The sequence below is a fragment of the Pararobbsia silviterrae genome (assembly GCF_003628125.1).
Taxonomy (GTDB): Bacteria; Pseudomonadota; Gammaproteobacteria; order Burkholderiales; family Burkholderiaceae; genus Pararobbsia; species Pararobbsia silviterrae.
This window is the reverse complement of the sequence record NZ_RBZU01000004.1, coordinates 1-22,145: the sequence shown is the minus strand read 5'-3', so window position 1 is coordinate 22,145 and position 22,145 is coordinate 1. Positions and strand designations below refer to the sequence as shown.

At 61.7% G+C, this 22,145-nt stretch carries 15 protein-coding genes and 2 pseudogenes; 7 read left to right on the top strand and 10 right to left on the bottom strand.

The window, feature by feature from the left end:
* Positions 1–16: 16 nt before the first annotated feature.
* Positions 17–517, bottom strand: a complete 501-nt coding sequence (locus D7S86_RS29510; protein WP_158601923.1) for a MarR family winged helix-turn-helix transcriptional regulator — start codon at positions 515–517, stop codon at positions 17–19.
* Between the two features lie 172 nt (positions 518–689).
* Positions 690–2,003: a polysaccharide pyruvyl transferase family protein gene (locus D7S86_RS10545; RefSeq protein WP_158601922.1), complete on the bottom strand. Its 1,314-nt coding sequence runs from the start codon at positions 2,001–2,003 to the stop codon at positions 690–692.
* Positions 2,004–2,907: 904 nt separating this feature from the next.
* Here D7S86_RS10545 and D7S86_RS10540 point away from each other — a divergent pair.
* Positions 2,908–4,401, top strand: coding sequence for a DHA2 family efflux MFS transporter permease subunit (locus D7S86_RS10540; protein WP_121086182.1), 1,494 nt, complete (start codon positions 2,908–2,910; stop codon positions 4,399–4,401).
* 121 nt (positions 4,402–4,522) lie between these two features.
* On the opposite strand, the gene D7S86_RS10535 is transcribed toward D7S86_RS10540, so the two are convergent.
* A complete protein-coding gene (locus D7S86_RS10535) occupies positions 4,523–5,569 on the bottom strand; it encodes an aldo/keto reductase (protein ID WP_121086180.1) in 1,047 nt (348 codons plus the stop codon).
* 213 nt (positions 5,570–5,782) lie between these two features.
* Here D7S86_RS10535 and D7S86_RS10530 point away from each other — a divergent pair, with 213 nt between their 5' ends.
* Positions 5,783–6,754: an AraC family transcriptional regulator gene (locus D7S86_RS10530; protein ID WP_121086178.1), complete on the top strand. Its 972-nt coding sequence runs from the start codon at positions 5,783–5,785 to the stop codon at positions 6,752–6,754.
* Between the two features lie 205 nt (positions 6,755–6,959).
* Here the strand turns inward: D7S86_RS10530 and D7S86_RS10525 are convergent, their stop codons facing one another.
* The 4 genes from D7S86_RS10525 to D7S86_RS10505 all read right to left on the bottom strand — a co-directional run bounded on the left by D7S86_RS10525 (position 6,960) and on the right by D7S86_RS10505 (position 11,466).
* Complete coding sequence (locus tag D7S86_RS10525) at positions 6,960–7,235, bottom strand: hypothetical protein (protein ID WP_147432291.1); 276 nt, start codon at positions 7,233–7,235, stop codon at positions 6,960–6,962.
* A gap of 202 nt (positions 7,236–7,437) precedes the next feature.
* The gene (locus D7S86_RS10515) at positions 7,438–8,694 is read right to left on the bottom strand and encodes a CaiB/BaiF CoA transferase family protein (protein WP_121086171.1); all 1,257 of its coding nucleotides are present in this window, start codon (positions 8,692–8,694) and stop codon (positions 7,438–7,440) included.
* Between the two features lie 111 nt (positions 8,695–8,805).
* A complete protein-coding gene (locus D7S86_RS10510; RefSeq protein ID WP_121086170.1) occupies positions 8,806–10,695 on the bottom strand; it encodes a DUF3857 domain-containing transglutaminase family protein in 1,890 nt (629 codons plus the stop codon).
* A 12-nt stretch (positions 10,696–10,707) separates the two neighbouring features.
* The gene (locus D7S86_RS10505; protein ID WP_121086168.1) at positions 10,708–11,466 is read right to left on the bottom strand and encodes an SDR family oxidoreductase; all 759 of its coding nucleotides are present in this window, start codon (positions 11,464–11,466) and stop codon (positions 10,708–10,710) included.
* Between the two features lie 251 nt (positions 11,467–11,717).
* Here D7S86_RS10505 and D7S86_RS29505 point away from each other — a divergent pair, with 251 nt between their 5' ends.
* Positions 11,718–11,873: a hypothetical protein gene (locus D7S86_RS29505; protein ID WP_158601921.1), complete on the top strand. Its 156-nt coding sequence runs from the start codon at positions 11,718–11,720 to the stop codon at positions 11,871–11,873.
* A 154-nt stretch (positions 11,874–12,027) separates the two neighbouring features.
* Here D7S86_RS29505 and D7S86_RS10495 read toward each other — a convergent pair whose 3' ends face one another.
* A complete protein-coding gene (locus D7S86_RS10495; protein ID WP_121086164.1) occupies positions 12,028–14,133 on the bottom strand; it encodes a phosphocholine-specific phospholipase C in 2,106 nt (701 codons plus the stop codon).
* An 82-nt stretch (positions 14,134–14,215) separates the two neighbouring features.
* Positions 14,216–14,464 carry a hypothetical protein gene (locus tag D7S86_RS10490; protein ID WP_147432290.1) on the bottom strand — a complete coding sequence of 83 codons (249 nt, stop codon included), beginning with the start codon at positions 14,462–14,464 and terminating at the stop codon, positions 14,216–14,218.
* A gap of 349 nt (positions 14,465–14,813) precedes the next feature.
* Here D7S86_RS10490 and D7S86_RS10485 point away from each other — a divergent pair, with 349 nt between their 5' ends.
* From D7S86_RS10485 to D7S86_RS29955, 3 genes and pseudogenes are all read left to right on the top strand, one after another.
* Positions 14,814–16,511, top strand: coding sequence for a ShlB/FhaC/HecB family hemolysin secretion/activation protein (locus D7S86_RS10485; RefSeq protein WP_166444116.1), 1,698 nt, complete (start codon positions 14,814–14,816; stop codon positions 16,509–16,511).
* Between the two features lie 246 nt (positions 16,512–16,757).
* Positions 16,758–16,820, top strand: a pseudogene (locus D7S86_RS30650) (hypothetical protein); the annotation flags it as partial.
* A gap of 231 nt (positions 16,821–17,051) precedes the next feature.
* Positions 17,052–18,500 carry a filamentous hemagglutinin N-terminal domain-containing protein gene (locus D7S86_RS29955; RefSeq protein ID WP_240648089.1) on the top strand — a complete coding sequence of 483 codons (1,449 nt, stop codon included), beginning with the start codon at positions 17,052–17,054 and terminating at the stop codon, positions 18,498–18,500.
* A 79-nt stretch (positions 18,501–18,579) separates the two neighbouring features.
* Here D7S86_RS29955 and D7S86_RS30150 read toward each other — a convergent pair.
* Positions 18,580–21,624 (bottom strand): annotated as a pseudogene (locus D7S86_RS30150) (beta strand repeat-containing protein); the annotation flags it as partial.
* Positions 21,625–21,677: 53 nt separating this feature from the next.
* Here D7S86_RS30150 and D7S86_RS29070 point away from each other — a divergent pair.
* Positions 21,678–22,145 (top strand): hypothetical protein (locus D7S86_RS29070; RefSeq protein ID WP_147432288.1); only part of this gene is annotated, 468 nt, incomplete at its 3' end.

Below are 22,145 nucleotides of genomic sequence, written 5' to 3'. Positions count from 1 at the left end.
TATTGCGCGCCGCGCATCAACGATCGTCGGCGTCCGCGCGCTGCGTGGCGTCGTCCTCGCCGGATGCGCCGCCGCGGGCCTCGTTGAACGACGCGAGATTCACGCGCATGCGTTTGAGCATCGAGAGCAGCGTGTCGACCTCGTCCTGCGAAAACCCTTCGGTCATCTTCGACGTCAGATCGTCGCCAAGCAGAAGCGCGGCATCGAGCCGATCGTCCGCCTTGTCGGTGATGCTCACCCGAAAGGCGCGGCGATCGGCGGGATCGGTCTGCCGCCGAACCCAACCCGCCGTCTCCATCCGATCGACCATGCGCGCGACGGTCATCGGCGAAACATCGGCAAACATCGCGAGATCCGTCTGCCGCAACTCGCCATACGCGGACAGATAGACGATCAATCTGCACTGCGCGCGCGTCAGTTCAATTTCCTGTTTGGCACGCCGGTCGTAAATGACCCCATATCGGCGAGCAATATCGCCGATCAAAAATCCCAGCCGGTTTTCGAGTGCGCGTTTCATGCTGTGTCTGAGGAGGTGTCGGGCCGTATGGTACGACGATGCGTCGCCGTCGCGGCAGATTGGAACCGACGCCCCGTCCTTGGACACCCTGCGACATGCAGTCGTCGCTTCGCGACGCCGCACAGCATGGAGCAGATGACATTCCGCCGACCGCGGCGGAATGCGAGTCGAATCAGGCCGCGCCGATACCGAGTCGGTACTTGAGGCTGGCCTTGCATCGCGCGGCAAACCGGCGCACGGCCCACACCTTGACATCGACTTGTTCGAGCCGTTGCCCGAGTCGCGCGAACGTCCCTCTACGCGACTGTTGACCCACGACGCGCACGCGATCGGCCGCGATATGGCCCGGGAAAAATCGCATGTTCGTGTATTTGAACGGCGGCGCCTGGATCGCCGTCGTCCGCCGCGGCAATCCGCACGTGTCGAACAGCCAGGCATCGAACTTCGCGTAGAGCGCCGGATAGGCCTGATTCATCGCATCCGGATTGGCCATCGCGACCAGTTGCTCGGGTGTCTTGTCGTGCAGCGACGTATTCGTGTAGTGCGGAATACCGAACAGCGTGCACATCTCGTAAGCGCGCACGTCGCCGGCCGCGACGATGGCCGGACAACCCTTGTTCAACGCCACGATCGCGCCATGCATGCGCACGCCGATCGCCAACGCCACGTCGTCGAAGAAATCGCGCCAACGCTCGACATCGAGGAAAAAATGCACGCGATCGTGGTCAAGCGCATTGAGGAACGAAGCCTGGAAATTCGGCCAGGTTTCATGATTGAACCCGCTCAAATCGGCCGCGGATAATTTGCTGTCATCCATCAACGCGCGGATGATCCCGAGCTCGCTCTGCAAGACGTAGTGGATATTCGTCAGGAAATCGCTCGAGAACAAACCCAGACCCGCGACTTTCGAATCGCGCGTCAGCGGCCGATGCTCGACGACACGCTGCGGACCCGACTCGAAAAACGTGGGACACCCCACGACCGCATAATTCCGGATGCCGAGCCGATCGAGCACGCCCGCAGTGATATGACCGCGCACGCCGATCGAAATCGATTTCGCCGCGAGCGTCTGAAAGAACGCGATCGCATCGGGGCTCATGCCCGCAACGATAACGGCCGGATCACGGCTGATCCCCGAAACGCCGAGGCTGAACACGACGCAAGGAATCTCGATGCGTTCAACGATCGCGCGCAAGCGCGTCCAGTCGACTGCATTCCACTGACCGCCGAGGTGGTCCTGGAACATAAAGAATGCGTGACTGTGGTTGCGGTTGATCGCGTCGAAATCGATCTCGTCCGGATTCGCCTTGAACACATTGACGATGCCATCGGGACAGTCCTTCAGCGACAGCAGCTTGCTGACGGCATACGAGATGTAGCAGTTCCCGGAATTCGTGTTGATATCGTCGTAGATTTCCCGGACACCAACACGATCCCCCGCTTCGAGCGAGAGATTGTGGTTCACAAAAAATGGGTTGAACTTCATTCTGCGGTACGTGCGGCTCTGAAAAACGGCGTGATTGTTCTGGACATCTCTCGGCGCGCCTGGAGCCTTCCGCCAGAGTGCACGCTTGTCCGCGCCCATGAGACCGCCGGGCTTTGGGATGGGAAACGCCATGAATAGCGAGGAAAAATTGCCGGTCCTTCGGCACGCGTTCGATCCTCGCAAGCATCCCGAAAGTAACAGGGTATTGCATGTCGTGCGCACGAATGAAGCGCCCACTTATTACAACTATTTACAATTGATCCAGCAACGTATCGACAGCGGTACGCCGTCCCTCATTCAGTAAGTCTTTGTTTTTTGAGATAAATGAGGTCGTTCTCGCTCACGTCGATCGATGATTTTTCGTGCATTCTTAGATTAAATATTCTAAATATATTTCTTACATGTCGTAAATTTGTAACACTTCGCGAGCACTCAGGAAACCGTCTCGATGCACGCGGGCGACCTTCATGCGGCATTTGGAGAACTCAAATCCCAAGCGCGTCGAAAGGCAACGATGACCGATTCCTAAGCTCCGTATGTCCGTTCCCCAAACCCTCGGCATAGATAGACGTCCACCCACATCGATATCGCCGTTCGGGCAAACGCCAATGTCGGGGTAAGCCGCCCTATAATATGCTGGCTTATTAATTTTGGATCCGCGTCCAACGGGGCTCGCGCATGCGCGTCGCTTCGTTTCGCGCGTGTCGCCTCGAGTCGCCCCATCGTGAGTTCCCACACCGCTGTCCCGAGCGCCGCCGCCAGTGCATCGATGCATGCACCGGCAAATGCTTCGGCTGTTCCCGCCCCGACACGTCCATCAGCCGCCGCGCGCCCACCCGGGCCGCCGGCCAAGCCCACGCCGATCTCCACGACACCCCCCGCCGCACAGGGCCTGAACCGGGGCATGATCACGGTGTCGCTGATGCTCGCGACGCTCATGCAGACGCTCGACAGCACGATCGCGAACGTTGCGCTGCCCCATATGCAAGGCACCCTGTCCGCATCCGCCGACGAAATCACCTGGGTGCTCACCTCGTATATCGTCGCGGCTGCCATCGCGACGCCGCTCACGGGCTGGCTCAGCGATCATCTCGGCGTCAAACGTCTGCTCGCGATCGCGGTCGGCGGTTTCACGATCGCATCGGCGTTCTGCGGCCTGTCCGAGACGTTGCCGCAAATCATCGGTTCACGCTTGCTGCAAGGCATTTTCGGCGCGTCGCTCGTGCCGCTGTCGCAATCGATCCTGCTCGACATCAATCCGCGCGAGAAGCAAGGGCAGGCGATGGCCGTCTGGGGCATGGGCGTCATGGTCGGGCCGATTTTGGGGCCGACGCTCGGCGGCTGGCTCACGGACAGCTATAACTGGCGCTGGGTCTTCTTCATCAATCTGCCGGTCGGCGCATTCGCGCTCTTCGGGGTGTTGACCTATTTGCCCGACCGCCGCAAAGGCACCGGCCATGCGCTCGACTTCTTCGGATTTGCGACCTTGTCGCTCGCCATCGGCGCGTTTCAGGCCCTGCTCGATCGCGGTGAACAACTCGACTGGTTCGGTTCGCTCGAAATCCAGATCGAAGCGCTGATCGCGGCGATCAGCTTCGCGTTCTTCATCGTGCACACGGCGACGGCGGGCAAGCGCTCATTCTTTCGCGCGACGCTGCTGCTCGACCGCAACTTCGTGACCGGTACGTGCTTCATCTTCGTCATCGGTGCGGTGCTCTACGCAACGCGTGCACTGCTGCCGCCGATGCTGCAGACGCTGATGGGCTATCCCGTCGCGACGACGGGCCTCGTGACGGCGCCCAGCGGGATCGGCACGATGATCGCGATGATGTTGGCCGGGCGTCTGCTCGGCAAAATCGAAGCACGCCTCCTGTTGTTGACCGGGTTCCTGATCTCGGCGCTCGCGCTATTCCTGATGATGCGATATACGATCGTGCTGTCGCGCGCGAATATCATCTGGCCCGGCGTGATCCAGGGCTTCGGTCTAGGACTCGTGTTCGTGCCCTTGAGCTCGGTGTCGTTCTCGAGCCTCGGCGCGGACTTACGCGCGGACGGGACCGCGATTTACAGCTTGATGCGCAATCTCGGCAGTAGTCTCGGCATTTCGATCATCCAGACGATGGTCACGCGCAACACGCAGATCTCGCATTCGTCGCTCGTCGGCAGTGTGACGCCGTTCAACGCGGCGATCCGCGAACAATTCGATCCGAATTCGCCGATGTCGATGGCCTTGCTCGACCGCTTGATCGGTCAGCAAGCCTCGATGATCGCGTACAACGATGCGTTCAAACTCATGTTCATCGCGACGCTCGTGATCGTCCCGATGCTCGTTCTGATCCGTAAGCCGCGTCATCACGCAAAGCCGGATCCCGAGGACCTGCACGTCGCGATGGATTGAAACGGATGAGTCGATACGCGTTATGTGCATGCATCGAATCGGATGAATCATGAAAAAAGGACGCGCGCCGGATCGGCACGCGTCCCCAATCGACTGTCGATTCGATGAGCGGCGTTAAGCGTTAAACGCCGAACGCGTCGGCAAGTTGATTACGGCGATACGCGCCTTGTCGCTCGAACATCCAGCCCGGATATTCGGGCGGCAGCGCGCTGATTTCGCTGAGCGCGGCGAGCTCATCCGGATCGAGACGCACCTGCGTCGCGGCGATATTGTCGTCAAGCTGGTCGAGCCGTTTCGCGCCGATGATCACGCTCGTCACATGCTGCTGATGCAACAGCCACGCAAGCGCGATCTGCGCGACCGACACGCCTTTCGCATCGGCGATCTTGCGCATGACGTCGACGCAATCGAATGCGCGCGCCTTGTCGACCGGCGGAAAATCGAATGTCGTGCGGCGATTGCCTTCGGCGCCCTTCTGATCGCGCGTGAATTTCCCGCTCAGCAGACCGCCCGCCAACGGGCTCCAAACCATGAGCCCGACTTCCTCGCTACGCAACAGCGGCACGATCTCGCGTTCGAGATCGCGGCCCGCGATCGTGTAATACGCCTGCAACGATTCAAAACGCGCAAGGCCATGTTTGTCCGCGATCCCGAGCGCTTTCATGATCTGCCACGCAGCCCAGTTCGATACGCCGACATAGCGCACGTAGCCGTGCTGGACGAGATTGTCGAGCGCGCGGACCGTCTCCTCGATCGGCGTCGCGGGATCGAATCCGTGGATCTGGTAAAGATCGACGTAATCGAGCTGCATGCGCTTGAGGCTCGCCTTGATGCCGTCCATGATGTGCGCACGCGACGCACCGCGCGCATTCGGTCCCTTGCCCACTTCGCCGAGTACCTTGGTCGCGATCACGACGTCTTCGCGCGCGATCTTGAGATTGCGCAAGGCCTGTCCCGTGATCTGCTCGGAAATCCCTTGCGAATAGACATCCGCCGTATCGATGAAGTTGATGCCGGCTTCGAGCGAGCGGCCGACCAACGCATCGGCTTCCGATTGCTGAAGCTGTCCGATCTGGCTCCAGACTTCTCCCGTGCCGCCGAACGTCATCGTGCCCAGGCACAGCTCTGAAACAAACAAACCGGTCCGGCCGAGTTTCCTGTAACGCATCGCTGATCTCCTCGAATAATCGACAAAGCGAGCCCGAGCGAACCGGCCGGGCCGCGACTGACGCAGTCTGCGCTTTCGCCCTCCGCGGTCGGTAGCCCGATCCTGTACATAATTTGCCTAAAGCTGCAAAAGGCCCCCGCGCCCCATTGCGCTGCCCGATCGCCGGAGTAAGCTGACGATCTCGTCTTAGCACCGTGGCAATCCCTGTTATCCATGGATATCCAAGCGTCCTCCGATTTTCTTCAGCAAACCGCACTCGACCGTCAGCTCGATGAACTTGCAGGCTTGATTGAACGATTCACCGGCATCGACGGCGTACATGAAACCGCGGTTCCAGGCCTGATGCTCACGCGCATGTCGAATGCCAACAAGCCCAGGCACAGCTTTCAGCAGCCCGCGCTCGCCGTCATCGCGCAATGCTCGAAGAAGCTCATCGTCGGCAATGAGTCGTACGTCTACGATCCGCTCAATTATCTCGTCACGTCGGTCAATTTGCCCGGTGTCGCCGAGATCGTCGGGATGTCGCCCGAACATCCTTACCTGAGTCTGCGCTTCGATCTGAACGTCGAACACATCGGCACACTGCTGCGCGAAGCGGATTTGCCGGCCTCCGCGTCTCAGGAAGCGACGCGCGGCGTGTTCATGGGACGGCTTTCGCCCGCCTTGCTCGACGCCGTCGTGCGACTCGTACGCTTGCTCGACGCGCCGGACGACATTAAATTTCTTGCGCCTTTGATCGAACGCGAAATCCTCTATCGCCTGATCATCGACGGCCAAGGCGCGCGTTTGAGTCAGATCGCATTGACCGGCAGTCACACACAGCGCATCGCTAAAGCCATCAGTCTGCTGCGCGATCACTACGACGAACCGCTGCGCATTGAAACGATTGCGCGCAACGTCAATATGAGTCCGTCATCGTTGCATCATCATTTCAAGGCGGTGACAGCGATGAGTCCGCTTCAATATCAGAAGCAGCTCCGTCTGCACGAAGCGCGGCGGCTCATGCTCAGCGAAGTCCTCGATGCGGCGACGGCGAGCCACCGCGTCGGCTACGAAAGCGCCTCGCAATTCAGCCGCGAATATCGGCGACTGTTCGGCGAGCCGCCGCTGCGCGACATCACGAGACTGCGCGAAGCGGACGTGCCGCGCGATGCGATCGAACCGGTCGAGGCCACGACAAACTGACCTCCCCGCGTGTGCGGCAAGCAAGATTGACGCGCTCGCGCGCGTGCCGCGTGATGCGACGCGACGCGCTAAGGCACAACACGGGCAACACGTCGGCCCGGCAAACAAAAACGCCGCACTGCGTTCATCGCACTGCGGCGTTTGACTTCCATGTCACTTCTTCTGCCACTTTGTAAAGAATTGTTGGCGCTTGCGGCAGGTCTCCTTAGCGCTTGACGTCGGCCCTTTGCGTCTCGGCGCCCATGTGAATCGCCGAGCCTTCAGGCGCCTGATGCAGCAGGCGCGCAAGCCGGGGATCACAATAGCGCGAGCGGTCCATCGCGTCGTCGACGTCGCGCTCGCGCGCCGTCTCGACCATGTGGGCGACTGATGCCGCAGGCGTCGTTGCCGCGGCGGCCTTCACCGTCGTACGCTGAGTCTGTTGCTGCATGTCATTCCTCCGTTTAAGACCGTACGCATTCATCGACGACGAATGCGGCATGGGTCACCGTCGCAAGAATCGGTCCTCCGCACAGGCATCGCAGCGCGACATCGATCGCACGCCGCGCGATTACACGCGGCACGCTACGCACGATACGGCGCACTGTACGATGCACTGTGTGAAGCTTCGACAGCGTGACGCGCGAATCGTTGCCAAACAATCGGGGGCGTCCCTTGGGATTGCGCTTTCAAGCGCCGACGTCCTAAAGCACCTGATGCGCGACAAGCGCGGCAATGCGCGCGTCGTCATAGCCGAGCACGTCGTGCAACACCTCGAGCGTGTGTTGTCCGAGCGTCGGCGGCGCGCGCCGGTACTGCACGGGCGTCTCCGATAACCGGATCGGACTGGCGACACCCGGCGCCACGCCGGCCGGGTGAGGAAGATCGATACGCAATTCACGCGCGATGGCTTGAGGATCGGAAAATACGCCCGCGAGATCGTTGATCGGACCGCATGGCACGCCGGCGGCTTCAAGCGCCTCAATCCAATCGCGCGTCTTCCGCGTGCGCGTGATCGCGACGAGACGATCGATGAGGAGGTCGCGATGCCGGACACGTTCGCGGTTCGTCGCGAAGCGCGGATCGTCGGCGATCGTTTCATCGCCCGCGACCGCGCATAAACGCCGGAATTGCCCATCATTGCCGACCGCGACGATCATATCGCCGTCGGCGGTCGGAAAATCCTGGTACGGCACGATGTTCGGATGACGATTGCCGAGTCTGACCGGCGGCTTGCCGCCGACGAGGAAATTGCCCGCTTGATTCACGAGCGTCGCGACCTGCACGTCGAACAGCGCGAGATCGATATGCTGGCCAGTCCCGGTGCGATCGCGATAAGCGAGCGCCGCGAGAATCGCATTGCTTGCATAGAGCCCCGTGAGCACGTCGGTCAACGCGACGCCGACCTTCATCGGTCCCGCGCCGGGCTCGGTATCGGCGCGCCCCGTCACGCTCATGAGCCCGCCCATCGCCTGGATCAGAAAATCATAGCCCGCGCGATCGGCATAGGGCCCGGTCTGCCCGAAACCCGTGATCGAGCAATAGACGATATCGGGCTTCACGGCGCGAATCGACGCGTAGTCGAGGCCGTACGGAACCAGCCCGTCATGCTTGAAATTTTCGATGACCACATCGGATTTCGCGGCAAGTTCGCGAATCAGCCGCTGCCCTTCAACGCGCGTGAGATCGACCGTCAGCGAGCGCTTGTTTCGATTCGTGCTCAGAAAATAGGCCGATTCCGCGGTTTCATGGCCTTCGGCGTCGCGCAGAAACGGCGGGCCCCAGGCACGCGTATCGTCGCCGGTTCCGGGCCGCTCGATCTTGATGACGTCCGCGCCGAGATCGGCGAGCAACTGGCTCGCCCAGGGTCCGGCAAGCACGCGCGACAAATCGAGCACGCGCACATGCGAGAGGGTCTGCGGCGCGTGTGCATCGTGCGACGAAGTCTTCGCCTCGTTCATCGAGTCTCCTCCATTCGGCTTCGACTGCTGATTGATTGATATCCGACGTGCCGCGATTGTCGCAGGTCGCGGCGCCGCGCTCCACGCGAGGCCGATGCATGCGCTCGCGCGCTAAGGCTCGCGCGCGCGCACGACGATCTGCGACAACGCATCGCGTTCGGCTTTGAGCAGCATGGCCCGATTCGCATCGAACGCCTCGGGGTCGCATACCAAAGCGGGAAAATGCAGATTCAATGCGCGCGTGATCTGAAGCGTCCGGCTCGCGGAGTCGAACGTATAGTGCGCGGAATAGTCGAGCGTGACGTCATGCAGTTCGAGATCGGACGGAATCTCGCCGACGGTGAAATCGGGCGCGAACGACAGAACGGCGGTTTCCTTGAAGTCGCCGCTCGTGCACACATAGGGTTGTGTACGCGTGCGCTCGACGAGCGCCGTGCGCAATTGCGATGCGATGCCGCCCGAAAAACTCGTCAATGCAGGCGCCGCCGTCGTGCCGGTCGTCCAGACGAAATTGTCGAGCGTGCCGTCGAGTGTCGTATCGAACGGGCCATCGGTTGCATCGAGCGCGCTCGTCGACATCGCGCCGCTGCCTTGCAAGCCCGTCAGCCGCAAACGATCGGCGACGATGGCCGCGCGCGTCTGCACGCTTGCGCGGCGCAAGCGGTTGCGTTCGGGTTCGGCGCTCGCGCCGCTGTCCTCGACGAAATAGGCATAGTCGGCGTCGCCGTCCGCATGCACGCGAATCTGCAGCCGCGCGGTACGCCCGAGCGGCTGCGTCGCGGGCGTGCGCACGAGCAGCCCGTCATCGACGAGCAGCGCCGGACGATCCATCACCGACAACGGCAGAAAACCGAATGCGGTGCCGCCCGCCGTCGAATCGGCGAACAGCTGAAGATCGGGCATCCAGACGATCACATGATTGATTGCGTTGCCGCCGTAGCCGGGCACCGACGGCAAGGTATAGACCGCGCCGAGGTTGAGCAGCGCGGGTTCGTTGCGGATCCCCGCCGCGCTCAGCAAGGCGCCGAACAACGCCACGTGGTCCTTGCAGTCGCCATAGCGGTTCGCGAGGATATCGACGACACGATGCGGCTGGGCCGCCGTTTCGCCGAGCAACAACGCGACATACCGTATGTTCGCGCGGACCCAGTCATAGATGGCGCGCGCCTTGTCGCGCGGATCGTCGAGATGCCGCGTCAACGTTGCGGCGAGCGCGAGCACACGCGGATCGGTCGCGCTCGGATCGCGCGCGCCTTCGCGATAGGTCGCGGCAAACGTCGCGTAGTCGGGCACCGTCGTCACGAGCAAACGATCGCCATAGCTCGCAAACGCGATCGCGCCGCTCTCCTGTCGCGGGAATTGCGTGCGGCTGTAGTCGAATTCGTAGCGCGTGCGCCGGCCGTCGCTTTGCGGTTCGAGTGCGGTATAGCCGCGCGCATCGGCGTGCAAGGGTTTATCCGCGGGCAAATCGAAAATCAGTCTTTGCCGTTCGATCGGCATGCGCGGCGGTTCGGCGAGATGGCTGAACTGATTCGGCATCGACGCGTGCGTGCGCACCTTGTGGAACACGAGACGCACGCGCGAACCCACACCGACCGCCGGAAAAATCACGACGCGAATCGCCGCGTCGGTAAACGTCGGTGCGTCGACCGAGCGCGGTTCCTGTACATCGCGAATCTGATCGGGCTGCACACGCACGTGCCGCCCGTCGGCCGTGATCGTTTCGGCCTCGACGACGTCGAGCCGATCGACGTTGCGATCGAACCAGATATCGCGTTGCGCAATCTCGTCGACACCCGCCGCGGTATTCGCTCGGAGCACCGTCTCATCGACCTCGTCGATCGATCCGTCATCACGCACCGTGAAGACATGGGTATCGCGCTCGATCGTCGCGGGCGGCACATCCTCAGGCGTCTGCGCCGCACGCACGACAGACGGCGCCACGAGCGGCACCATCAGCGCCATCATCAATGCGAGACCCCGCCGGCGAACGTCGCGCATGGGTACGCTCCGTCAGCCCCGTCCGATAAACGGCATTTTCGTGGCCATCACGGTCATGAATTGCACATTCGCCTCGAGCGGCAATCCAGCCATATAAAGGACCGCGTTCGCGACATGCGCGACGTCGATCCGCGGTTCGGACGCGAGCTCGCCGTTGGCTTGCAGCACACCTTGCGCCATGCGCTCGGTCATGTCGGTCGCCGCGTTGCCGATATCGATCTGCCCGCACGCGATATCGAATGCGCGCCCGTCGAGCGACAGCGCTTTGGTGAGTCCGGCGACGGCATGCTTGGTCGATGTATACGGCGCGCTGAACGGACGCGGCGCGTGCGCCGAAATCGAGCCGTTGTTGATGATCCGGCCCCCGCGCGGGGTCTGGGCCTTCATCAGCGCGAATGCTGCGCGGCTGCACAGGAAGACGCCCGTCAGATTCGTATCGACGACGGCGCGCCATTGCTCGACCGACAACGCGTCGATCGATACGGCCGGCGCGCCGATCCCCGCATTGTTGAACAGGACGTCAAGCCGGCCGAAACGCTCGCGCGTGTGCTCGAACAGCGCATCGACGCTCGCGGCATCGGTCACGTCCGTTTGAACCGCGAGCGCCTCGCGGCCGGCTTCGCGTGCCTGTCGGGCGATGTCTTCGAGCGGCTCGAGCGCGCGCGCGGCGAGCACGACCCGATATCCATGGTCGAGAAAGGCCTGCGCGACCGCCTTGCCGATCCCACGCGACGCGCCTGTGACAAGGGCGACTTTCGCCTGACTGCTCATCCGTTTCTCCTTTTTTTATCCGGATTCCACTTTACCAGTCGGAGCCGTCCCTCTACGATACGGGGCACGTTGCCGCTCTCCCCGCGGAATTGAAAGTAAATTGAAAGATTTGGATCGTGTTTCGCGTGGATGTTTAGCAACGATCAGTATCACTGACCAGTTATCGATTCACATTCGCTCGCGTGCTCGTTAAAGTGAGCGACTTCCGTTGCGCCTCGCAATATCCCCACGTGTTTAGAAGGAGTTTTTCCATGACGTTCCGCCGTGTGCTGCTCTCGCTCGCCCTGATGTCCGGTTTGACTGCACTTGCCCCGCTGAGCGCGATGGCCGATGAAGTCCATCATCCGGTTCACCATCATCATCACCCGGTCTGCCATTACGAGCATCACCACAAGGTTTGCCACTAAGCACCGGCGCCCTGGGTCCGCGACAGCGGGCCCATGGAATAGACAAAGAGGCATCCGGCTCGCGCCGGATGCCTCTTTGTCATTGGCGGTCCCGTTATCGAAGCGCGACGCGTCTTGCGACGCGCCCCGCATGCGTTAAAGGACCGAAGCGGCGTTAAGCGCCGAGCGCGGGATCGCTCGTGCTCGGGCGACCGTTTTCGACGTGGCCTGCTAAACGACGCAAAAAGGCCGCATCGGCATTGACGGTCACGTTGAGGTCATACCATCCGTAGCTCGACCGCAGGTCCCAATAGTCGCTGACCGTATCGCCGGGTTTGACCGTGTACTTGCGCGGCGTGCTGTGGCCATAGGCATTGGCGACGGTGAAGGCGACCGTCTGTTTGCTCGCGTTCGTGAGCCGCAATTCGATATTGCCGTTTGCGACGTCATAGCCGTTGACGACTTCCGGATGCACGGCGCCGTTGAGACTGGATGCGAGCGTGCCGCGAAATTCACGCAGAAATCCATTCGCCCCATAAACCGAAAACGCATAGGCGCCGCTGATCGGTGTGACGATCAGGCTGTCTTCGAGCTTCTTGCCGGCCTCGACCGTGTATGACAGCGGCGCGATCGCGCCGTCGTTCTGGTAGACCAGGAACGCCGCGCCCGCCTCGCCCGTATTGCTGAACGCGACGTGGAATTTGCCGTCCGACGTATCGATATGCCCATGCGCGAAGAACTCGTAGGGCAATGCGCGCGCGAGACGTACCCCCGCTTCCTGTTTCGGCAAGACCTGCGTCGTGGGCACGGTCGGCACGTAGTCGGCGTGGCGCGCCTGGTCGGGCGGCACATAGGCAGTGGTACTCGGCAGCGCGGGCACCGCGTCGTTCGGATTGTCGAAATTGAACGCGGAGGTCAGATCGCCCGACACCACGTTGCGCCACGGCGTGATGTTCGTCTCCGGCTGAATCCCGTATTGACGACCGAAGCGCTTGTTGATGAAGCGGATCAACGAGGTGTGATCGAACACCTGAGAGCACACGTAACCGCCCTTCGTCCACGGCGAGACGATGATCATCGGAACACGCGGTCCGAGCCCGTAGGGGCCCGCCGGATACGTCGAATTGCCCGCGAAATACTCGTTCGTCAGTGCCACGGTCGAGAGACCGCTCGCCGACGTGGGCGGCGCGAACGGCGGCGGGACATGGTCAAAGAACCCGTCGTTTTCATCGAACGTGATGATCAGGACCGTCTTGCTCCAGATTTCGGGCTTCGAGGTCAGGATCTCGAGGACTTGATTCACGTACCACGCGCCATAGTTCGCGGGCCAGTTCGGATGTTCCGAATACGCTTCGGGCGCGACGATCCACGAGACCTGCGGCACAGTGTTGTTTGCGACATCGGCTTTGAGCACATCGAAATACGTGCCGCCGGCCAGCACGTTCGTACCCGTGAGCGCCTTCTCGTAGAGTGAGCTGCCCGGCGTCGACGTCTGATACTGCTTGAAGTACAGCAATGAGTTATCGCCGTAGTTACCGATATAGGCGTCGCTCGTCCAGCCCCAATATCCGGCCGCCGTCAGTCCGTTTCCGACATCCTGATAGATCTTCCACGAAACGCCTGCGCGATCGAGCAGTTCCGGATAAGTCGACCATGCGTAACCGGCTTCCGCGTTGTCGATGACCGGTCCGCCGCCCGAGCCGTCGTTGCCGACCCAGCCCGTCCACATGTAGTAGCGGTTCGGGTCCGTGGGGGCCATCGTCGAGCAGTGATAGGCGTCGCAGATCGTGAAGGCATCGGCCAGCGCGTAGTGGAACGGAATATCGCCGCGGGTCAGGTACGCCATCGTCGTCGTGCCCTTGGCCGGCACCCACTGATCGTAGTGGCCGTTGTTCCATGCGGTGTGCGTGGTCGTCCAGTCATGCGGCAAATCCTGGATGAATTGCAGACCGAGATCGGGCGCGTCGGGATGAAACGGCAGCACGTCGGTTTGCGTCGCGGGATTCGGCTGATACCAGACAGGCTTGCCGTTGGAGAGCGGCGTCACGCGCGTGTCGCCGTATCCGCGCACGCCGCGCAGCGTGCCGAAGTAGTGATCGAACGAACGATTCTCCTGCATGAGGATCACGATATGTTCGATGTCTTCAATGCTCTTCGTCGCATTGTTTGCGGGCAGCGCAAGTGCGTTGCGAATGCCTGCGGGCAAAACGCTGAGCGTTGCTGCCGCGCCGGCCGTGCCGGCAAGCGAGCGCAAAAACTCACGTCGTTGATTCGTTGTCATGGTGAGGACGTTTCCGCTAAGGGGGATCAAGCGCGGCCGGGCACTCGTGTGCTGCGAGCGGGAGACCCCGGCTGCGACGGCATTACTGCGCGTAGTGCATGACCGGCGGCGCAAGTCCGCTCGCTGCCGGATCGGCCGCGTTTGCGACGGCCGGTGAAGCGGACTGCAAGGCTGCGGTATTCGACGCCGCATCGCGCGACGACGTGTCGGCGTCGTCGTGCCCGCCGCAGGCGGCAAGCACGATACACGCCGCCAGCGCGACCGACTTCAGGCGCCGCGCCAAGGCCCGCGGGATCGGGGGATCGATCGAACGAACTTCGGGCGGAAACATCGTGCGTCCTCCTGAGGTCGGCGGCGCCGACGCAACGTTTCGCGACGCGTCGAATATGAGCCGACGACAGCATACGGAGCAAACCGTGTCGAATTCATGAAGCGCACGTGGCACGCACCGTCATGGCGGAAGACGACGAATGATTGGCGCGCAATGGATCGTCGATCGCGTTCAAGGCACGCTCGTCGTGTTCTCGAAATGCGCCTCGCGACGCCAACCACGGCACGCGAGTCGGCGCGCGATGTGCGCGCAACACATGGAGCTTTATTGAAAGTTCGCGCGCGACATACCCGATAGCGTCTTTCCCCTTGATCGATCGTGCTTCACGACATGAACGGGGAAACTTGCTTTGAAAACGAAAGCCAACATCATCACCGCATGGCTCACGACCGTTGGCACACCCGTCATTGCGCAGACGCCGCCCGTGAGTCCAGGTGAACAAACTCAGCGCTTGCAGCAACAACGACTCGATGCGACAACGCCGCCGGGAACCCTTGCCGATGTGAGATCGGGTGCGTTGTCGCCGACGGCCGTGTCAGACCTTGCGCGGTTACCTGTCGAAACGCCGTGCTTTCCGATCGCGCGCGTCGCGCTCACGAACAATCCCTTCCCTTGGCTCGCCACGATCGTGCGGCCGATCGTCGGGCAATGTGTCGGGAAAGCCGGTCTCAAGGTCGTTCAAAGCGCGCTCGTCAACGCGCTGGTGCGCCGTGGATACGTCACGGCGCGCGTACTCGTGCCCGAGCAATCGCTCGTATCCGGCACGCTGATGCTCGGCATCGTCGCCGGACGCGTGGTGGACATCCGTGCAAAGGATGGGAGTCCCGGACGGTTGGGCGGCGCCTTACCGACGCACGAAGGCGCGCTGCTGAATCAGCGCGATATCGACCAAGGGCTCGAGAACATACAGCGATTGCCGTCGCAAGCCGATACGCAGATCGAGATCGCGCCGGGCCTCGCACCCGGCGATTCGGTTCTCGTCGTTTCGTCGGGCACCGGCAAGCGTTGGCGCGGCACGATCGGCATCGATAACGGCGGGCAGGACGCGACGGGCCGATATCAGTTGAACGGGGCGCTGACGATCGATTCGCCGTTGCGCCTCTACGATCAACTGCAGATCTCGGGCGCGACCAACGCCAACTATGGCGCATCGGACAAAGGCACGCGATCGATGTCGGTGGGCTATAGCGTGCCGGTCGGCTACGCGATGCTCTCGTTCGCCGCAAGCCGCTCACGGCATCTGCAAACCGTTGCGGGTTTTGGCGGGGTTGTGGAATACAGCGGCGCGCAATCCAGGATCGAGGGCGGTCTATCGGGGGTGGTGTTTCGTGACGCGCAAGCGCGCACGACGCTGCACGCGACGCTGTATCGCGCGTTGAACCGAAACGAAATGGATGGCGTGGATATCGGTGTGCAGGCGCGCGACATGTACGGCTATGAAGTTGGCATCGCGCACCGTCAGTATCTCGCGCGTGCACAAATCGACGGCACGTTCGCCTGGCGTGCGTCGCTGCCGGGTATCTCGAAGAACTCGGGAACGGTCGTCGGCGACAGCGGATTCGGCGGAAGAACGCAGATCGAAATGGCAAGCGTGACTGCGACGGTTCCATTTCATCTGGATGTCGAGCCGCTTTCGTATCGCTTCGCGTGGAGCATGCAGAACGCGCTCACGTCACTCACGCCCCCGGATCGCTTCGCGATCGGGACGCGCTACGCAGTGCGCGGCTTCGACTCTCAACGGCAACTTGCCGCGGAAAGCGGGTGGGTCGTCTCCAATGAGATCGATTGGTATGTGCCGAGTGCCGTCGGCACGCAGGCAATTTATACGGGCGTCGACATGGGTCGCGTGCGCGGACCGTCTGCGCGATGGCTGATGGGCGACACGCTCGCAGGTGTCGTCATCGGCGCACGCGGCAGTCTTGCGCCGAAGAACAAGTTCGGCGCATCACTGAGCTATGACATGTCGCTCGGTTGGCCGATCTACAAGCCGCAGGGATTTTCGACGCAATCGCCGACCTGGCTCTTTCAGGTTACCTCGCTTTTTTGAAATTTCCGCAGATACATATTGGGGTGCAATTCGCGTCTTGCGTCTTGCGTCTTGCGTCTTGCGTCTTGCGTCTTGCGTCTTGCGTCTTGCGTCTTGCGTCTTGCGTCTTGCGGCGATGCATGGATGCGGGCTGTGACGGCGTGATCTTCATTGTCGACAGATACGAGCACGTCTAACGAAGACGCGAAGACGTGGACATCAAGCCCAGATGGCTTGTTTGCGATCGGAACACGAAGGTAAAGAACCATGAATGCAGGCATCTTCCGTCTTGTCTTCAACGCGGTACGCGAGCTTTTCGTGGCGGTCGGCGAATCTGCGCATGCGCGCGGCAAGGGGAAGCGTGCCTGTGCCTGTGCCTGTGCCTGTGCCTGTGCCTGTGCCTGTGCCTGTGCCTGTGCCTGTGCCTGTGCCTGTGCCTGTGCCTGTGCCTGTGCCAACGCGCACGCACGGTCACGGTCACGGTCACGGTCACGGTCACGGTCACGGGCGCAAGCATGTGCTCATACGCGAGCACAAGCGATCCGCGCGGTCGGGATCACCATGGTCTTTGCGTCGTGTATGCATGCGCGCGTTGCTAACGCACAGGCGACGCTGCCCATCACACCGGATAAATCCGCTAATCCGCACCCCGTCGTGACGACGAGCGCCTCGGGTATTCCCGTGGTCAACATCACGACTCCGGTGGGTCCTAAGGGCATTTCCAACAATCAACTGACTGACTACAACGTCGGGACTTCGGGCGTCGTCATCGCCAACAACGGTGTGCCCGCGCAGACGCAGATCGCCGGCTGGGTACAAGGCAATCCGTTCATCGGTAATACCCCTGCGCAGCGCATCTTGCTCCAGGTCACGGGCGGCAATGTGTCGCAGTTGTTAGGACCGAGCGAGATCGCGGGACAAGCGGCGCCGCTTGTCGTGGCTAATCCAGCGGGTATCGCCTGTTCGGGCTGCGGCTTTGTGAACGTGCCGCGTGTGACGCTCTCGACAGGTCTGCCGAACTTCGATGCGGATGGTTCGGTCGCGGGCTTCAACGTCACGCAGGGACATATCGATGTCGGCACGGGGGGCTTGTCTGCCCAAAGCTCGCCGATCGATCTGATCACGCGTGCGATGACGATCAACGGTCAGATCTGGGCACAGTCGATCCATGCCGTGGCGGGTGCCAATGAGGTTGATCTCGCGAGTGGTCGTGTGACCCCGCAGGCGGGCGCAGGTGCCGCACCGCAATTCGCGATCGACGTGCATGCGCTTGGCGGGATGTACGGCAACGGCGCGGTACGTTTGATCGGCACCGAGGCGGGCGTCGGTGTACGTGATACAGGCTCGATCAATTCGCTGACGGGCGATATTCAGTTGTCGGCGAATGGGGATGTGACGATTGAAGCGCCGGGACGCATGCAGGCGGCGGGTGACGTGCATGTTTCAGGCACGAACCTGAACAGTGCGGGTCAAGTCGTAGCGGCGGGCGCGCTTGAGGTGACAGCCGTGCAAGGTGTCACGAATAGCGGCACGTTGGCGGCGGGTTCGGATGTGAGTCTTGCCGCGCAGGAGATTGACAACGCGGGGCGGATTGGCGCGGGCGTCAGATTGAATACAGCGGGGCCTGCTCCTGCTCCTGCGAATGGCAATGGCAATGGCAATGGCAATGGCAATGTTGTCGCTAACCCGAACGCAAACGGACACTCCGATACCAATGACGGAGCCACTGCCAACATCACCCAGCCGGGCAGTTTGACGATCAACGCGACGCGCTTGACGAGCAGCGGCCAGTTGCACGCAGGCACCGACGTCAGGCTCGACGTCGCGAGCGCGGCGCTCGACAACGGTCGTGTCGATGCAGCAAACGCGTTGACCATCCACGCATCACAAGCCCTCTCGAACCGCGACGCCACACTCGCTGCGGGCGGTCCGCTATCGGCAGATCGATCGTGGTCACTACGGGCGCGGGCACGTACGGCATCACTTCGTTGTGCCGCTGATCGCCCTTGAAGCGGCGAGAGACGACGTGTGAATACATGGCCGTGCCGCGTGTCGTGACGACCTGTTGCGCCGTCGGCTGGCTGTTGTCGAGTACGTTGGCGACGAGCTGCATATCGCCGCTCGCGACAATCTGACTTTTGTCGTTGATACCCGTGTCGGCGCGGATCGACATCGCGCCGCCCGAGAGGATCTGAGCGGGCTCGCTTGCGGTCACGACCGGTGTGATGGTTTGGGTCGTGACTTCGTAGGCGGTCCAATGCGTGTTTTCGCGCGCGCGGAAGTCTTTGTTGTAAGGCGCGATGGCGGCGGTCAATGCGCTATAGGCCGGTTCACTGTCGACGATCCAGCGATGAATCGGCGCACAAGCCGCCGTCATGTCGTCTCGGCAGCGACGAATGACTTCGTTGCCGCTCAAAGTCGCCTTGGCGGGCCTTCCCGATTGATGCGAATTCGACACCGTCGAGTACGGATCAACGTAGTCCGGCATCGCAGGAGGCGAAGCGACACCAAACAGCGCCCACTTCGGGTCGCCCGGAAAAACGGTGTAAATCTGCTCGAAGGTGAACAGTCCGGTACGTCTGCTGTAGTCGGTATCGATGGGCCACTTGAGCGTCGAGTGACCATAGATCGCGAATGGATACCGAGAGGAGGGGGTGACCAGTGTGAAATAGTCATCGTCCTCTATTTTCTTTTGCCAGTTCGCGCCGTAAAACCCTGCCTCGTGGTTGTTGACGTTGTAGAACAGGACATCGTCGGGGCCGTACTGCGTGGTGGGCGAGCCTGATACGGTGAACCACACGCGCTTGCCGCCATCCGTTGTGACGGTCGAGGTCTGGAAGTTCGCGTTGAGGTTGTCTAGGCGATGCGTGTCGATCGCGAGCGCGTTACCGGCTTGAATCTGTGTGCCGTTGTTCGTGACTGCGTCGGCGGTACCTGTTGCATGTGCGTTGGCGTCAAGGACGCCGCCGATGCGCATGTCGCTTTGTGCGTAGATCAAGGCGTGATGCTGGTTCGTGAGGGTACGGGCTCCGATCTCGAGTGTGTCGCGTGATGCGATCACGCCGCCCATGCCTTGTGGGTTCGCGTCGTTGACGAGGGTGGAGGCACCAAGGGCGATGGTGTTGCCGTAGAGGCGTCCGGTGTTCTTGAGTGTGCCGCCTGCTTGGAGTGTCGTCGCAGCACTATCGATGAGGCCGGCGTTGTCGATGTCGTGCGTGGCATTGAGTTGGGTTGCCACGTCGCCGACGATCGTGCCGGTATCGGTGTTCGTGACAGAGACACCCGAGACGCGAGTCGTCCCACCAGCCGATAGAGTGCCTTCGTTGGTCACTGCGCCGTCGGTCGTGACGGCTCCATCTGTCATCACGGTTTCGCTTGCCGTTGCGATGCCTTCGGGAATGAGGTGGTCCGCGGCTAAGGTACCGTCAGAATCTTGTGTGCGTCCTAACGTTCTTTGTGTGTGACCGGCTTTCGTTGTGAGATCGCCTCCAGCGATCATGCGGCCACTGTTCTCGAGCGAAGTGTTCGCATCGACCGTGATGTCACCCTTGGACTGCACGGTATCGCGGTTGTCGATCGTGTTCGCGTGGACGGCGACAGCGGTGCCACCGTTGATGTCGCCTCGATTGACAAAGGTATCGAGGCCCGCGAGCTTGATGTGTCCCGGTGTTTCGATCTTGCCGGCGTCGTTGGAGAGTGACGGTGTGGTGCCTGAGATTGCACGACGCGCCAGAATCTGGCCTTGATGGTTATCGATCGACTGATTCGCGAGGAGCGTGACGTCTGTGCCTTGCAAGCCTGCGGGCATTGATGACGCGCCTGTGTTCGTATCGACCGTGACGTCGCGCGTGGCCGCATTGGCGATTGTCGTGGCGGTCGCACTCAGTGTGCCGCCTGCGTAGATCGCGCCGGCCGTGTTGTCGATCGTGGTGCTCGCGATCTTCACGTCTGCGTCGCTGCCGATTTGACCGGCGGCGTTGTTCAAGGCACCTTGATTTACAAGCTCAAGGGACTGGCCGGCGAGGATCGCGCCGCCGTGGTTGTCGATTGCAGTGGTGTGCAGGCTGGATGCGGTCTTGGCCGAGATCAGGCCGGTGTTGTTCTTCAGCTCACCAGCCGAGAGCGCGATGCGGTCGCCGATCACGCGTCCCGAAGCGCTGTTATCGAACGCGGCGTCGTTCGTGAAGGCGGTGAGGGCACCCTTCGCTTCGAGCGCGCCGCCTTCGTTGTTGACCGCGCCCGCGTGCAGCGCCAATGCGCCGTTTGAGGCCATCGTCCCGGCCGCATTGTTCACCGACCCGTCGCGTGTATCGATCGATAGGTTGGTGGCGGAGAGCGTACCGCCCGCATTGTTGAGATCGGATGCCGTGAGTGTGGTGTCGCCTGCCGCAAGCATGCGGCCGCCTGCGCTGTTGTCGATGGTGCGCGTTGTCGTTACGGAGAGTGCGTCACTTACCGATCCGATCGTGCCGCGTGTGTTCGTGAGACTCGCACTGTCGAGTCGGATGATGCCGTTTGCGACGAGCGTACCTGCATCGTTGGTGATCGCATTCGATGCATGCACCGTGGCCGACTTCGTCGCAGAAGTCTGACCTGAATCGTTATGGAAGTCGGACGCCTTCAACTTGAGATCGTCGCCCGAAACGAGCTTCGAGCCTGTGTTGTCGATCTCGCCTGTGGCTGTCAGCGACACCGCGCCATTCCGTGCGCCGATCGTTGCACCGTCTCGACTGTCGATACGACTCGCATTTATCGTCAATTGCGAGCCGGTGACGATCGAACCGCCGTTGTTCGTGATGGCGTTTGACGCGCGTAGTGAGGCCGAACCTTGTGCAGAGATCTGACTGCTCGCGTTATTGAGGTCGGAGGCCTGCACTTTGAGGTCGTCGCCTGAAACGAGCTTTGAGCCCGCGTTGTCGATCTCGCCAGTGGCCGTCAACGAAACCGAACCGTTGCGTGCACCGATCGTTGCGCCGTCCCGACTGTCGATGCGTCTCGCATTTATCGTCAACTGCGAATTGGCAACGATCGAGCCACCATTGTTCGTGACGGCGTCGACAGCATCTAGCGTTGCCGTCGTGTTTGATGAAATCGTGCCGCCTGTGTTATCGAGCGTCCGTGCGACGACCGTTATCCGCGCCGAACCCGACGGGGGTCAGTCCTGTTAAGCAGATCGCTGCGAGTGGTTTGAAACAGGTGGCTGCAAATGCGAGTGATGCGCGAGGCATCCGAGGCGCAGAGGCTCCGATCGTCGTATCAAGCGGCGACAACGGTGATGCGATGGCCGTCGCGCCGCAAGGCAACGGTCGCTCGCCGTCTATCGCCACTGACTCGCACGCTCAAGATCATCCTTCACATTCCCTCTCCGCGCTGCGGGGCAACGACGGCGCGTCGTCTATCGCTGCGCAAGGCGACGGGGGCATAGCCCCCCTCTCCGCCGAAGACGCCGTTCGTGGCTCGGATCTCAGCGGCTTCGGCGCTCCCGTCATCCGCACGGTAACCCCAAACCTCACGCTACCGAACAACGCGCTCTACCAGATCGTCACGTCTCCGGGCAGCCCCTATGTGGTCCAGACCGATCCTCGCTTTGCGAACGACGCGACCTGGCGCTCAGCGAGCGACATGCTCGCGCAACTCGATGTCGATGCGCAGTCG

Coding starts and splice junctions, on each gene's coding strand:
- D7S86_RS29510 (WP_158601923.1), bottom strand. CDS start 517: ATGAAACGCGCACTCGAAAACCGGCTGGGATTTTTGATCGGCGATATT.
- D7S86_RS10545 (WP_158601922.1), bottom strand. CDS start 2,003: ATGAAGTTCAACCCATTTTTTGTGAACCACAATCTCTCGCTCGAAGCG.
- D7S86_RS10540 (WP_121086182.1), top strand. CDS start 2,908: ATGATCACGGTGTCGCTGATGCTCGCGACGCTCATGCAGACGCTCGAC.
- D7S86_RS10535 (WP_121086180.1), bottom strand. CDS start 5,569: ATGCGTTACAGGAAACTCGGCCGGACCGGTTTGTTTGTTTCAGAGCTG.
- D7S86_RS10530 (WP_121086178.1), top strand. CDS start 5,783: ATGGATATCCAAGCGTCCTCCGATTTTCTTCAGCAAACCGCACTCGAC.
- D7S86_RS10525 (WP_147432291.1), bottom strand. CDS start 7,235: ATGCCGCATTCGTCGTCGATGAATGCGTACGGTCTTAAACGGAGGAAT.
- D7S86_RS10515 (WP_121086171.1), bottom strand. CDS start 8,694: ATGAACGAGGCGAAGACTTCGTCGCACGATGCACACGCGCCGCAGACC.
- D7S86_RS10510 (WP_121086170.1), bottom strand. CDS start 10,695: ATGCGCGACGTTCGCCGGCGGGGTCTCGCATTGATGATGGCGCTGATG.
- D7S86_RS10505 (WP_121086168.1), bottom strand. CDS start 11,466: ATGAGCAGTCAGGCGAAAGTCGCCCTTGTCACAGGCGCGTCGCGTGGG.
- D7S86_RS29505 (WP_158601921.1), top strand. CDS start 11,718: ATGACGTTCCGCCGTGTGCTGCTCTCGCTCGCCCTGATGTCCGGTTTG.
- D7S86_RS10495 (WP_121086164.1), bottom strand. CDS start 14,133: ATGACAACGAATCAACGACGTGAGTTTTTGCGCTCGCTTGCCGGCACG.
- D7S86_RS10490 (WP_147432290.1), bottom strand. CDS start 14,464: ATGTTTCCGCCCGAAGTTCGTTCGATCGATCCCCCGATCCCGCGGGCC.
- D7S86_RS29955 (WP_240648089.1), top strand. CDS start 17,052: ATGGTCTTTGCGTCGTGTATGCATGCGCGCGTTGCTAACGCACAGGCG.